We start from the raw sequence: 14850 nt of genomic DNA on the forward strand, positions 1-14850 counted from the left end.
TTAATCTGTCAAATAAATTTTGACACAACCTAATCACCTTTTCCTGTCAAACTACATTATGCTAAATCGTAGAGAATTAATCAAACATCTTTCTACTTTTCCTCTTCTTGGTGGAATTTTAGGACAGTCCGGTCTGGAACCGCTTGGCCTGACAACAAAACTTCCGGTAAGAAATCTGGCCAAAGAACTTGGCATACGTACTTTTATTAATGCAGCGGGTACCTACACATTCATGACTGGGTCATTAATGCAGGATGAAGTTGTGGAGACAATCCAGGGAGCTGCCAAAGAATTTATGATTCTTGACGAGGTACAAACCAAAGTTGGCGAAAAAATTGCAGCACTTACACACGCAGAAGCAGCCGTGGTGACCGCCGGTTGCTTTTCTGCATTAACGCTTGGACTGGCCGGTGTTTTGACCGGAATCGATCCAAAAAAAGTAGAAGCTTTGCCGCATCTTGAAGGTACAGGAATGAAATCGGAAGTGATTATCCAGAAGGGCCACAACATCGGATATTCTCACGCTTTGACAAATACAGGCTGTACGATCATTTCTGTTGAAACGCTTGAAGATCTTGAAAAAGCGATTAATGAAAAAACAGCTTTGATGTGGTTTTTAAATATCCAGGCGGATCAGGGACAGATCAAACATGAAAAGTGGGTTGAAATTGCAAAAAGCAAAGGAATTCCGACAATGATCGATATGGCTGCCGACGTTCCTCCGGTTGAAAACCTTTGGAAATTCAATGACATGGGCTTTGATCTGGTTTGTGTTTCAGGTGGAAAAGCGATGCGTGGACCGCAAAGCGCAGGTATTTTGATGGGTAAAAAGAATCTGATCGAAGCGGCAAGATTGAGTATGCCTCCACGTGGCTCAACAATCGGACGCGGTATGAAAGTGAACAAGGAAGAAATCCTGGGTATGTATGTTGCGCTGGATAACTTCGTGAAAATGGATCACAAAAAAGAATGGAAAATGTGGGAAGACCGCATCGCTTTGATCAGTAACGCTGCAAAAAGTGTGAAAGGTGTTAATGTTGAAACCTTCGTTCCTGAACTTGGAAATCATACGCCAACTTTGAAAGTATCCTGGGATTTAACCAAACTTAATCTACCCGTAAAAACTTTGCAGGACAATCTTCGCAACGGAAATCCGTCGATTGAAATCATGCCGGCTGATGGCAGTTCATTAACCATCACTTCATGGATGTTGAAATCAGGTGAAGAAAAAATTGTAGCAGCAAGATTGAAAGAAGAATTATCAAAAGCAGCGGTTTAAAAATCTGACTTTTGAATAATTATTTCCTAAGCCTGAATTTCACTATGAACAATAAATACTTCTTAATTCTTTGTCTGATTTGCCTTAAAACGTTTTCTGTAAACGCCCAGACTTACAGCATTCTGATCAAAGGCGGCACCGTCATCGATCCTAAAAATAACCTGAACCAGGTGATGGATATCGGGATTTTTGAGGGAAAAGTTAAAAAAGTAGCAAAGGATATTGATCCAAAAGAAGCTGCAAAAGTAATTGATGCAAAGGGCATGTACGTTACGCCCGGACTGATTGACATCCACGGACACGTATTTTTCGGCACTCAGCCAGACCATTATTTAAGTAATGGTCTGGTGGCATTGCCTCCGGATGGATTCACTTTTCGCGTTGGCGTTACTACCATTGTGGACGCAGGCGGCGCTGGCTGGGAAGCTTTTCCTGAGTTTAAAAAAAATGTCATTCTACATTCCAAAACACGCGTATTATCATTTTTGAATATTGTCGGAGCCGGAATGCGTGGAGGACAATATGAGCAGGATACCAGTGATATGGATTCACATATGGCAGCGGCTGTTGCTATCAGAAACAAAAACGATGTTGTTGGATTTAAAGCTGCACATTTTGTAGGCGCCGACTGGAAACCGATTGAACGTGTTGTTGAAGCAGGAAAACTTGCTAATATGCCGGTAATGATTGATTTTGGCGGAAACAATCCACCTCTTTCTCTTGAAACATTATTTACAAAATATCTTCGTCCCGGAGATATTTTTACACATGCACTCACCAATCTGGAAGGAAATGTGAGAGAAACCATTGTGGATGAAAAAACCGGGAAAGTAAAACAGTATGCGCTGGATGCACGTAAAAAAGGGATTATATTCGATGTTGGTTACGGCGGTGCAAGTTTCAATTATTCCCAGGCTATCCCGGCTATCAAAAACGGATTTCTTCCAAACACCATCAGTACTGATTTACATACCGGAAGCATGAATTCTTCGATGAAAGATATGCTGAGCATTATGTCTAAATTCCTGGTCATGGGTGTTGATCTTCCTACCGTTATCAAAGAAAGTACCTGGGCTCCTGCACAGGTTATCAAGCGCGAAAATCTGGGTCATCTTTCTGAAAACGCGATTGCTGACATTGCAATATTTTCGATGCGCGAAGGTAAATTCGGGTTTTATGACCGGACAGGTTATAAAATGGAAGGCAAGCAAAAACTGGAATGTGAAATGACGATCATGGGTGGAAAAATTGTCTATGACCTGAACGGAATGGCGTTACCAACAACAAAATAAGATATCATCTAAACTCACTGAACTTTAAATTACTCCATGAAAAGGATTTCTAATTTTTCCCTGTCAACGCTGGCTTTAACATTTTGCTTTGCAGTATTATCCATCGCGGCACAGGCACAAGCGGTTACCGATTATGAGGCTCGGATCAAAGAGAAAAATATAAAACTGATCAAACCGGTTGCTCCTATCGCCAATTACGTAAAAGCGGTGCAGGTTGGAAATCTTGTTTATTTATCCGGACACGGACCGGACAAACCGGAAGGCGGACAAGTCATTGGAAAAGTTGGAACAGATTTAACAATCGAACAAGCAAAAGAAGCCGCACGTCTGACCGGAATTTCTCTTGTTTCGACATTGAAAGGATTTCTTGGCGGTGATTTGAACAAAGTAAAAAGAATTGTAAAACTTCTGGGTATGGTTAACGCCGGACCAGATTTCGGCCAGCATCCGATGGTGATCAACGGCTGTTCAGATTTGTTGGTTGAAATATTCGGAGACAATGGAAAACACGCGCGTTCAGCTGTTGGAATGGGTTCTCTCCCAGGAAATATTCCGGTAGAAATCGAAATGATCGTAGAACTGAAATAAGCCAATAATTATTTCATAAACCAAAGCCAGGCGCTAATAGCTAAAACCTACCTCGACACCTCCCTAAACCCGTCGATTGTGAACTTAAAAATTGCTTCCTCTTTACTTGTCATTCTTGTTACAGGCTTTGTAACCAGACGTCAGCCAGACGTTGTAAATTCAAAAAATGGCGGACTTTTTTTACCCGACGGCTTCGAAGCCGTCGTTGTCGTAGACAGCCTTCCCGGTCGTGCACGGCATATTGCCGTGAATGATAACGGTGATATTTATGTCAAAGCGCGGTTTGCGAATAAGGACGAATCTGTCATCGCGCTGCGTGACACCAATCATGACGGTCGCGCCGATATTATCAAACGTTTTGGTGGTTCTAAAAAAGAACACGGTTATGGAACCGGCGTCCGGATTCATAACGGTTACATTTATTACAGTTCCGAACTCGTCGTTTATCGTCAGAAACTTACACCAGGAAAATTGATTCCTGAGGGAAAAGAAGAAATCATCATGACCGACGATCATGAACACGGTATGCATGAGCACATCGCAAAACCGATTTCTTTTGACAACAAGGGAAATATGTACATCCCCTTCGGCGCACCTTCCAATGCCTGCGAAGAATTATTCCGAATGCCAAATTCTGCGGGAATGACGCCCTGTCCGTTTCTGGAAGATCACGGCGGCGTATGGCGTTTTGATGCCAATAAATTAAACCAGACACAAAAAGATGGTTATCGTTATGCAACCGGAATCCGGAGTGTGGTGGCAATGGACTGGAATAATGCGGACGATAATTTATATCTTGTTCAGCATGGCCGAGACGATTTATTGCGTCTTTGGGCCGGTGTTTATTCTCCATGGCAAAGTGCTGTTTTGCCTTCCGAGGAATTTGTGAGAATAAAAGAAGGCGCCAATGTAGGCTGGCCATATTGTTATTATGATCAGATTAAGCAGAAAAAAGTGTTGGGACCGGAATACGGCGGAGATGGAAAAATCGTTGGAAACTGCGGTATTTATGAAAAACCACTGATTGGATTTCCTGGTCACTGGGCACCAAATGATCTGCTTTTTTATCAGGGAAATCAATTTCCTGACCGTTACAAAAACGGTGCGTTCATAGCATTTCATGGCTCTACAAATCGTGCTCCTTATCCGCAGTCCAGCTATATAATTGGTTTTGTACCTTTTACAAATGGACAGCCCTCTGGTGGCTGGGATGTTTTTGCTGATGGTTTTGCCGGCGTAGATCCAATCGTTAATACCAGTGACGCTGCTTACCGGCCAATGGGAATTGCAATGGGGCCGGATGGATCTCTTTATTTTGCTGAAACTGAAAAAGGAAAAATCTGGAAAGTCACTTACAAAGGTGATAAATCCAAATTCGCTGCCACAGCTTTGACACAAATGGAAAAGAGAAAAACCATGTCGCATATCCGTACGCCTGATGTTGTAAATGACAATCTTGACAAAGACAAACCGGTTGCCGGCGGGAAAGTGTACAGCGTTTATTGCGCCGCTTGTCATCAGAGAAATGGCCAGGGAGATTCTCAAAGATTCCCTCCGCTTGCTGGTTCGGAATGGGTTACCGGCGATAAGAAAAAGTTAATTCATGTATTGCTAAAAGGTCTGGATGGTCAGGTTGAAGTAAAAGGCAAACCGTACAACAACATTATGCCAAATCACAGCTTTTTGAAAAACGAGGAGATAGCCGAAGTTTTAACTTTTATCAGACAAAGCTTTGGAAATAATGCGTCTGCAATTGATGCAGAAGATATTAAAAAGGAACGTAAAGCGTTGAATATAACCGATTGAAAAAAATAAAATTCCTAAACAAAATTCGTTAAAATGATTTTAAACAAAAAGATAGCCGCAAGCTTTTTACTTTCAGGGGCAATCGGTTTCGTTGGTTTGTCCTCCTTCAAAGGAAACCAGCATCCGTACCACAGTCAGGACCGCTGGGTTGCACCGGCTTGGGCCGATACACTGGTAAGCCCATATCATGATGAGCCGCTCACACTCGCCAACGGAGAAGAATTATTTGGATTGTACTGCGCCTCCTGTCATGGAGAAACCGGGTATGGCGACGGCGCCGCTGGTGGTGCATTAGGTCAAAAGCCTGCCAATTTCCATGATTCACTGGTTAAAAAACAATCCAATGGCGCATTGTTCTGGAAAATGTCAAACGGAAAAGGAAATATGCCACCTTTCCAGGATGTTTTCACCGCCGAACAAAGATGGCAGCTCGTAGCTTACCTGAGAAAATTGTCCGTAACCGAATAACATTTCCTAGACCTGAAAAATGAAAAAAATCCTGAATCCATTTTTAAAAGTAAATTTGTTAGCCTTAGGAATTTTAACCATTCCTCATTTCAATTTTGCACAGGGAGGCCGCGACCAGCCTACGCAGACGCCACATCCTTTACGCGAGGATATCAAGGTGGAAGCTTACATGAAAGTAGAGCCGGAAGCTGTAAGACTAATTCAAAATCCGGTAAGCGGCGATTTATATTATACCAGTTTTGACGGTGATGTTTTTCACATTGTAAAAAAAGACGGACAGCCAACAAGTGTAAAAATATTGACTGCTGCTGATCACGGAATTACCCGCTTGCAAGGCGCAGCTTTTCATAACAATACACTTTTCCTTACCGGAAATATCAACGTAAATAACAACAAAGGGAACAAGGGAAGAATGGTTCGTTATGAGTTAAAACCTAACGACGAAAAACCGGAAATGACCGTTGTTTTTAATACCGTTGAATATGGTGCAAATAAAACTACTTTTGATCACGGCTGGAATGCCATGGAAATCAGTCCTGACGGGAAATATATTGTTGTAAATTCTGGTGCCAGAACGGATCACGGCGAAGTGCAGGACAACGGCGGACTTTATCCCGATGCACGTGACAAAGCCTTAACTACAAAAATTTACCGCTTCCCGATCGACTCGAAAGATTTACTTTTGGTTGACGATGTTGACAAATTAAAAGAACAAGGCTATATCTACGCCGAAGGGATCCGTAATGCCTACGATATCGCTTATGATGGAAAAGGAAATCTTTTTGCCGTTTCTAACTCAGGTGACTATGATCATCCGGAGGATATGTTCTGGATCCGTCAGGGGCATCATTATGGTTTTCCGTGGGTGATGGGTGGCATTGAAAATCCGCAGCAAAATCCTGATTGGCAGCCAAATCCGGATACCGATCCTTTCCTGAGCAAATTTGCTTTTGCCTGGCTGATGAAATATTTCCATAATGATCCTGATTTCCCTAAAAGACCGGCTGGTGTAACTTTCACGCCTGCAATTCAAAATCTTGGTCCGGATGCAAACGAATACCGCGACCGAAAAACCGGCTTGGTTATGGATGGAGATACAACAGGCGTTACGGTTGGAACTTTCAACGCTCACTCCTCTCCGCTGGCTTTAATTTTTGATAAAGATAATGCACTTTCCAAAGAATTTAAGGGCGACGGATTTGTAATGCGTTATGCCGGCGGTGGAAAAGCAGGTGCTGCAAATCCAAATGCATTGCGGAGACAAGGAAAAGATTTGCTTCATTTGCATTTAATATACGACAAAAAAACCGACAATTACAAAGTCCAGACTACCAGAATTGTCGATAACTTTACCAGTCCTACCGACGCTATACTGATTGGCAATGACATGTATATCATCGAATATGGTGGAAAACAAGGCGGAACAAAATCAGGCGGGACGCTCTGGAAAATCACTTTACCGGGTGATGCCAAAGTTTTGAAAAAAATGAAAAAAGCGTAATAATATCCTTAACAATGAATCCTAATTAAGCATATCATGAAAACTGAAAGAAGATCGATCCTCAAAAAATTATTTACATCCATAGCCGGTGTGGCAGGTTTGGGAACTGTTGCAAAAGCAGCTGACGCAACGCCAGAAAAAGAAGTTGGCAATATCACGACGATTCAGGATGTTCCGTTATTTTCTGGTCATACCAAATTTAATAATATGGTTTTTGTTGCAGGGAAAGGCGCTCACTTTGAAGGAGATATTACTGCACATACCAAACACGTTTTGGATGAACTTGAAAAAGAATTGATCGCGGCAGGTTCTTCCATGAGCAAAGTATTGAAATGCAGCGTTTTTCTTCATGATCTGAATGATTACAAAGCGATGAATGAAGCTTACAAAGGACGCTTTGGTGACAAACCACCAGTTCGTACTACTGTCGCGGTTTATGGAGGCGTTCCGGGAAATTCTTTGGTTGAAATTGACTGTATTGCTTATATCTAGTCACTGAATATCAGTTATAACTTTTAGATTGAAAGAAGTCAACTTAAAAAGTTGACTTCTTTCTTTAGTATGTTGTCCATTTGAACGATAAAAAATTTCACCTTATTTCGAATTTCTATAAATAATCGATATATAATTCTGGCAAATAATATTTTCTAAGCCTTAAATTTCTTATTTCAAGAAATTGACTGTTAATTTACAATAGCAACCCCATATATTCTTGGATAAAAAGCAACGCATTCTTTTAGAAAATGAAGTTCTACTGGATCTCTGGCAGCAATCAAAAGCCGGAGACAGTGGTGCCTTTTGCCAGCTTGCCGACAAATTATACCGGACGCTTTTCAATTACGCTACAAGTTTTACCAACGACCGTGAATATATCAAAGATGCCATCCAGGAGTTGATGCTGCATATTTGGGAAAAGAGGCAAACTATTAATATACAGTTTGTTACAATCTATTTTTTAAAATCCCTCCGTAACCAGATCTTACAGGAATTCAGGAGAAACAAACATGTTTATCCATACCTTGACCTGGATGAGATTGAAGAAATGACTGACAATCACACCATCGAAACTGAGATAGAAGAAACAGAAAACTATCATGAAAGTCAGCGTAAAGTAAGAAATGCAATCAATGAACTTCCGAAACGCCAGAAGGAAGCTATTTTCCTGAAATTTTATGAAGGTCTGGAAAATGAACAGATCGCGGATATGATGCAGGTTAATCGTCAATCCGTAGCCAATTTATTATTTAAAGCCATCACCACTTTAAAAAGTCAGATTCCATTATTAAGTAACTGGATACTAATAATTTATATGTTAATTTATTAACATTACCCATCTTCCAAACTTCCATTTACCAGTAGTTTATTTCCCTGTTTCAAAAAAAATCAAAAAATAATTTTACAAAAAAGAGTATTGACATACTTTTTCTGCATCCTTTATTTGAATTCGCAATTACTACGCTTATCTATGCAACCTGATTACAGAAATTTTCAACCCGAAGAACTGGCCACAGACCCTTCATTCCGACTTTGGAAAATCTCCAATGATGCGGAACAGGGCACATTTTGGTTAACATGGCTGTCTGAAAATCCTGATAAAAAGGACTTGATAAATAAAGCGACGCACTTGCTCGATACCGTATTTAATTCCTTTGATGCAGTATCAGATGAAGAGGTGACAACAGAAATTCATCGTTTGTCCTATTCACTTGGCGAAAAAAGTGCCAAGGCAGAATCGAAAAGATTCATACTTCGTCCGGAATGGTACAATATGGCCGCCTCCGTTTTATTGGTGATTGGTCTGGGCTGGTGGTTTATCAATAAAAATTCTCCTGCCGAAAAAACCAATTCACTGTATAAAGAGATCATAAGCCAGATTAAGGAACCGCTCATTCAGGAAGTAAATAATACAGACAAGCCAAAACTTGTTGCCTTGCATGACGGAAGTTCGGTGCTTTTGCAGCCTCAAAGCCGCATCAGTTATCCAAAATCTTTTACAGGAGATAAACGGGAAGTGTTTCTATATGGTGAAGCTTTTTTTGAAGTAGCAAAAAATCCTGAACAGCCTTTCTTCGTATACGCTAACGGATTGGTTACCAAAGTTTTAGGAACAAGTTTTATTATCAGCGCTTTTGACACTGAAAAAGATGTTAAAGTGGTTGTTAAAACAGGAAAAGTATCTGTTTTTGCTTTAACTGATGAAAATCTTGAAACGCAGCAGGCGGATAACAAGCTGGGCGGAATGGTACTTACTCCAAACCAGCAAATTGTATTTTCTCCCCAAAATTTGAGATTTACTAGGAGTTTAATTGCTGATCCTGAATTACTTGACTTGCCAATTCAAAAACAATCGTTTAACTTTAAAGGAACTCCTATTAAAGAAGTTTTCGCAGCATTGGAACAATCTTACGGTGTAAAAATTCTTTTTGATGCTGAAATCATGAAAAACTGCTACCTCACAGCGTCTCTGTCAGACGAACCCTTGTTTGAAAAAATAGATTTGATTTGCCGTACCATCAACGCCACACACGAACAGCTTGATGCCAGTATTATTATTTCGAGCAAAGGATGCTCATATCCATCTGAAAATCAATAGTTAAAAAATAATTATCCGGTCAGATTACACTCATCTCAACAAAATAATAGAGTAAGATTACCAGAAGAAAAAAGAGTAACCAAGCAACCTATACTATTTAAACCTATCTGAATGAATAGCCTATGACGATAACCTGTCCCTGACTCCATTAAAAAAAGTGTCGATGATGCGCCAACATCACCGACGACCAATCATCCCAATTTGTAAGCTCATTACACCTTCCGCGTGCCGCGGATACAAGGGAATCATTTTGCCGAATTTATTAACCCGACAAAAACAAAATTATGTCAAAATCAATACATTATCAACACGCTTTGCAGAAAATCATGCGTATGAGTCTGTATCAAGCTTTACTTGCAGTGATCTTCACTACTTTAGTCCACGCCGCCGACGTGAATGGACAGAGGGTGCTTGACCAAAAAGTAACCTTACGTTTATCTAATACCGAGATCGATAAAGTACTCGATAAAATAGAAAACGTGACCAAGGTTAAGTTCATGTATAATCCACAGATTTTTAACAATCAGAAAGGTACTTTCAAATTCCAGGACGAATCACTTTCAGAAGTTCTTGGAAAAATCCTTGCTCCGCACAACGTTACTTATGAAGTAGTTCAGGACCGTATCATTCTAAAACGGGAACAAGCTTCATCAGAATTGAAGATTTCGGCCCCAAAAGAATCTCCAAAGAAAGTGGTTACGGGTACGGTAACGGACGAAACCGGTTCAGGACTTCCGGGTGTGAGTGTTCTTGTAAAAGGAACACAACGCGGAACTTCAACCAACGCAGAAGGAAAATATACTCTTGACATTCCGGACGGAGAACTTTCTACGGCTGTGCTTATTTTCAGCTTTGTTGGTTATACTTCACAGGAATCAGCTGTGGGTGCAAAAGGAGATATTTCGGTACAATTAGCTCCGGAAGCAAAAGCGCTTAATGAAGTTGTTGTAACGGCTCTTGGTATTTCGAAAGAGAAAAAAGCACTTGCTTACGCGGTGACAGAAGTAAAAGGTAGTGAGTTTACACAGGCTCGTGAAAATAACGTTGCAAATGCTCTTACAGGTAAAATTGCCGGTGTTAACGCAACAGGTATGGCAACTGGTCCTGGTGGTTCTAGCCGTATCATCATTCGTGGTAACGGTTCTTTGAGCGGTAACAACCAGCCATTGTACGTAATCAACGGTATGCCGATGGATAACAGCTCACCAGGTGGTGGAAATGCATCTGACGGTAATGGTAACAACACTGACCGTGGTGATGGTATCGGTGGTATTAACCCGGACGATATCGAATCGATCAGCGTTTTGAAAGGCGGACCAGCAGCGGCTTTGTACGGTGCACGTGCTTCTAATGGTGTAATTTTGATCACTACTAAAAAAGGAAAAGCTCAAAAAGGCATCGGTGTTGAATTCAATACCAACTTTACAACAGATAATCTTTCAATCATTCCAGACTGGCAATATGAATACGGCCAGGGTGTGGATGGTGTAAAACCATTGACTCAGACTCAGGCGAAAAGTTCAGGCCGTTTGTCATATGGTGCAAAAATGGATGGCTCACAAGTTATCCAGTTTGATGGCCAGATGCGCCCATATTCTCCTCAGAAAAACAACCTGAAAAACTTTTACAGAACGGGTACAAATTATATCAACTCGCTTTCTTTCACAGGTGGCAACGAAACTGTAAACTTCCGTTTCGGTTTAAACAATACAAGCTCAAACAGTATTGTTCCAAATTCAACTTTCAACAGAAGAATTGCTAACCTTAACGTGAATGCGTTATTGGGTAAAAAACTTACGATTGAAACAGTTGTTCAGTACAACATTGAAAACGGCCACAACCGTCCAAAAGTTGGTTATGCTGATTACAACCCGCACTGGGCAACTTATTTGATCGCTAACACAGTTGATATCAGAAGCCTTGCTCCGGGATATGATCCTGTAACAGGTAAAGAAGTAGAATGGAACCCTGTTCCGGCTGCTCCAAACCCTTACATGGTTATCAACAAGTTCAAAAACGAAGACAGAAAAAACCGTTTTCTTGGACAGGCTAATATTAAATACGATATCCTTGACAACCTTTTTGTTAAAGCAAGCGTAAGCCAGGATTACTATAACTTCAACTATGAATTTGTAGTACCGACAAACAATGCTTACCAGCCACTTGGGGTTTACGAAGCGAAGAAAATCACTTCTTCTGAAACCAACGGAATGGTTACTTTGAACTACAACACCAATTTCTTTGAAAATCTTAGTTTCTCAGCATTGGCAGGTGGTAATATGCAGAGAAGCATTTATGACCAAACGTCGTTCAATGGTACAGAATTTACGATCCCTTATTTTTACAGCTTTACAAACCTTGCAACGTCTACAACTACACCTTCTTATTCAAAAAGCGGTATCAACTCGTTGTTTGGTTCGGTTGACTTAGGTTATAAAGGACTTGCTTACATCACAATGTCTGGTCGTCAGGACTGGTTTTCGGTTTTGAATACAGCGAGCAACAGCATTTTCTATCCTGCAATTGGTGGTACGTTGATTCTTTCTGAGGCTTTCAAATTGCCTGAGGTTGTAAGTTTTGCAAAATTACGCGGTTCATGGGCACAAGTGGGTGGCGCGAACGTAGCAGCTTACCAGATCTACCAAAGCTATAACATGGCACAAGGCGGCCACAACGGACGTCCGGTTCAGCAATTGAGCTCGTCTCTTGTACCAAACCCGGATTTGAGACCACTTACATCTACTACTTACGAAGCAGGTATTGAAGCGAAATTCCTTAACAACCGTATCGGAGTTGACGTGACACTTTACAATCGTAAAACAACAAACGATATCGTTCAAAGCTCAATCGCAGCTTCGTCAGGATATACCTCTGCTCTTTTGAACGTGGGTGAACTTAGCAACAAAGGGATTGAACTTTTGCTTACAGGAACACCCCTTAAAAAGGCAAACTTTACCTGGGATGTGAGCTATAACATGGCTTACAACGACAGCAAAATCGTAAAACTTGCTGACGGACTTCCAAGTCTTACTGTGGGTGACGGTGTTGGTGGCGGTACGATCCGTAACGTTGTTGATGGTTCTTATGGTGAAGTTTGGGGTTACAAGAAAAAAACGGATGCTAACGGAAATGTTGTTTTCAACACAGCCAGCGGATATGCAGTAAGAGGTGATCTTGAAAAATTGGGAAGAGGTATTCCTCCGCTTACAATGGGTATCACAAACACTTTCAGATACAAAAATTTCTCTTTGAACATTCTTGTTGACGGTAAATTCGGTAGCATCGTTTATTCAAACATGTACCAGTACGCTTACCGTTTCGGTTTGCCAAAAGAAACACTTCCTGGCCGTGACAATGGTTTGACAGTAACAGGTGTAACGCCGGAAGGAGCTCCTTTCTCAAAAACATGGGCTAAGGCTGACATCGATACTTACTACGACAACGACAAGAACTACACTTCGATGTTCACTTTCAACAATGACTTTATCAAACTTCGTCAGGTTATTTTCAGCTACAACCTGCCGGTTAGCAAAATGTCATTCCTGAAATTACAATCAGCTTCTGTTTCACTTGTAGGACGTAACCTTTTGCTTCTTTACAAAGACAAAAGAAACAACTACTTCGATCCTGAATCGAGCTATACAAATGGTAACGCACAAGGTCTTGAAGCATTTGGTGTGCCAAGAACTAGAAGCCTGGGCGTGAACCTAATGGTGAAATTTTAATCATTAAAATATTTTAGTGAATATGAAAAAGTTTTTAAGATTATTATATCTGGCCCCAATGGCCCTGCTCTTGGCCGCTTGTGACAATGGGTTTGAGGAAATGAACGTGAATCCTAATGCATCAACAGCAGTTGTACCGGGTTTCCTTTTTACAAGAGCTCAGCTTTCGGCAGTAAGCAACAATTACACAGGTGCTGCTTATCTTACGATCGGTGGTTCGATGCAGCATTTTGCAACATACAAAGAAGTACCTGCTGCTGGTGACAAGTATTTCAACTATACTTATTCAACAGGAAGCTGGGGAATGTATGGCGGAACTGACATGACCACACAAGGGTCTATCATTGATATCGAACAAGTGATCAGTGCAGTAAATACCGCTCCTGCCGACGTGAACAAACTTTCAGTTGCACGTATCTGGAAAGCTTATATGTATCACAGACTGACAGATTTGTACGGAGACATTCCTTACAGCCAGGCCGGAAAAGCACTTACAGATAAAAATTACACGCCGGTTTACGATCAGCAGTCTGCGATTTACGCTGACATGTTGAAAGAACTTGAACAAGCGATCGCTGCTTTTGATCCTGCGCAGGCTACTTTCGGAACTTCTGATTTGATCTATGGTGGTGATATCACAAAATGGAAAAAATTTGGTTATTCTTTGATGCTTCGTCTGGGAATGCGTTTGACACAAGTGGATGCTGCTTTGGCTAAAACATGGGTTCAGAAAGCAATCGCAGGTGGCGTTATCACAAGTGATTCTGACATTGCAACAATTGCTTATGTTGATGGTTCGGTTACAGCCAGCAGAAACTTTATTGCAAGTGGTTTGATGGGAACTGACTATGTGACACCAGGTGGTGATAACGTAGAAGGAGGAAAATTCTCAAAAACGCTTATTGATCATTTGAAGACGACAAAAGATCCTCGCTTAAACGTGATCTCTATTGTTTGGGTACCTTCTGCGGATGGAAAAACTTTCACTGCCGATACTACAACAGCACTTCAAAAAGGAATGCAAAATGCGGCTTTCAACAGTTTGCCAGCTGATTTTAACTCTTACTCTGAGCCAAATCCAAATACAATCCTTAAATACAGCGCTCCTTTGCTGGTTTTCACAAGCGCAGAAGTTCACTTGCTTCTGGCAGAAGCTGCCGTTAGAGGATGGTATTCAGCAGGAACAGCACAAGCTGAGTATAACAGCGCTGTAACTTCGGGTATGAAACAATGGGCATTGTTTGGAAGCGCAGGTACAATTTCAGACGCTAAAATAAATGCTTACCTGACTGCAAATCCTTACAAAACATCGGGTTCTGTTGACGAACAAATCGAGCAGATCAGTACTCAGAAATGGGTAACCTTGTTTTTGGAAGATGAATACGAAATCTTCTCTAACTGGAGACGCACAGGATATCCTAAACTGACACCGACAAATTACCCAGGTAACCTTACAGGTGGAAAAATTCCAACAAGATTCCAGATCCCGGATTCAGAAGGAATTTATAACGAGACAAATTTCATCGAAGCAAGAACCAGACAAGGTGGTACAAACAACCTTTCCAGTGTAGTTTGGTGGGATAAATAAAAGCCGCAAA

The 14850-nt window shown here is 41.2% G+C and carries 11 protein-coding genes; all 11 read left to right on the forward strand.

All coding sequences use genetic code 11. The features are described 5' to 3' along the window. The first annotated feature begins 58 nt into the window (after positions 1-58). Positions 59-1279, forward strand: a complete 1221-nt coding sequence (locus tag IEE83_RS21960) for an aminotransferase class V-fold PLP-dependent enzyme (protein WP_194122633.1) — start codon at positions 59-61, stop codon at positions 1277-1279. Positions 1280-1323: 44 nt separating this feature from the next. Continuing rightward, complete coding sequence (locus IEE83_RS21965; RefSeq protein WP_194122634.1) at positions 1324-2571, forward strand: amidohydrolase/deacetylase family metallohydrolase; 1248 nt, start codon at positions 1324-1326, stop codon at positions 2569-2571. Between the two features lie 36 nt (positions 2572-2607). Continuing rightward, entirely contained in the window at positions 2608-3159 is a 552-nt protein-coding gene (locus IEE83_RS21970) for a RidA family protein (protein ID WP_194122635.1), read from the forward strand. A gap of 75 nt (positions 3160-3234) precedes the next feature. Beyond that, positions 3235-4965: a PQQ-dependent sugar dehydrogenase gene (locus IEE83_RS21975; RefSeq protein WP_194123513.1), complete on the forward strand. Its 1731-nt coding sequence runs from the start codon at positions 3235-3237 to the stop codon at positions 4963-4965. Between the two features lie 33 nt (positions 4966-4998). Further along, positions 4999-5433, forward strand: a complete 435-nt coding sequence (locus IEE83_RS21980; RefSeq protein ID WP_194122636.1) for a c-type cytochrome — start codon at positions 4999-5001, stop codon at positions 5431-5433. Positions 5434-5452: 19 nt separating this feature from the next. Continuing rightward, complete coding sequence (locus tag IEE83_RS21985; protein WP_194122637.1) at positions 5453-6934, forward strand: PQQ-dependent sugar dehydrogenase; 1482 nt, start codon at positions 5453-5455, stop codon at positions 6932-6934. Between the two features lie 36 nt (positions 6935-6970). Continuing rightward, entirely contained in the window at positions 6971-7426 is a 456-nt protein-coding gene (locus IEE83_RS21990; protein WP_194122638.1) for a RidA family protein, read from the forward strand. Between the two features lie 220 nt (positions 7427-7646). Continuing rightward, the gene (locus IEE83_RS21995; protein ID WP_194122639.1) at positions 7647-8258 is read left to right on the forward strand and encodes an RNA polymerase sigma factor; all 612 of its coding nucleotides are present in this window, start codon (positions 7647-7649) and stop codon (positions 8256-8258) included. A gap of 141 nt (positions 8259-8399) precedes the next feature. After that, a complete protein-coding gene (locus tag IEE83_RS22000) occupies positions 8400-9527 on the forward strand; it encodes a FecR family protein (protein ID WP_194122640.1) in 1128 nt (375 codons plus the stop codon). Between the two features lie 284 nt (positions 9528-9811). Continuing rightward, entirely contained in the window at positions 9812-13252 is a 3441-nt protein-coding gene (locus IEE83_RS22005) for a SusC/RagA family TonB-linked outer membrane protein (RefSeq protein ID WP_194122641.1), read from the forward strand. A gap of 22 nt (positions 13253-13274) precedes the next feature. Then, a complete protein-coding gene (locus IEE83_RS22010; protein ID WP_194122642.1) occupies positions 13275-14840 on the forward strand; it encodes a SusD/RagB family nutrient-binding outer membrane lipoprotein in 1566 nt (521 codons plus the stop codon). Positions 14841-14850: the final 10 nt, after the last annotated feature.

Origin of the sequence: Dyadobacter subterraneus, assembly GCF_015221875.1 — a bacterium.
In the GTDB taxonomy this organism is placed as follows: domain Bacteria; phylum Bacteroidota; class Bacteroidia; order Cytophagales; family Spirosomataceae; genus Dyadobacter; species Dyadobacter subterraneus.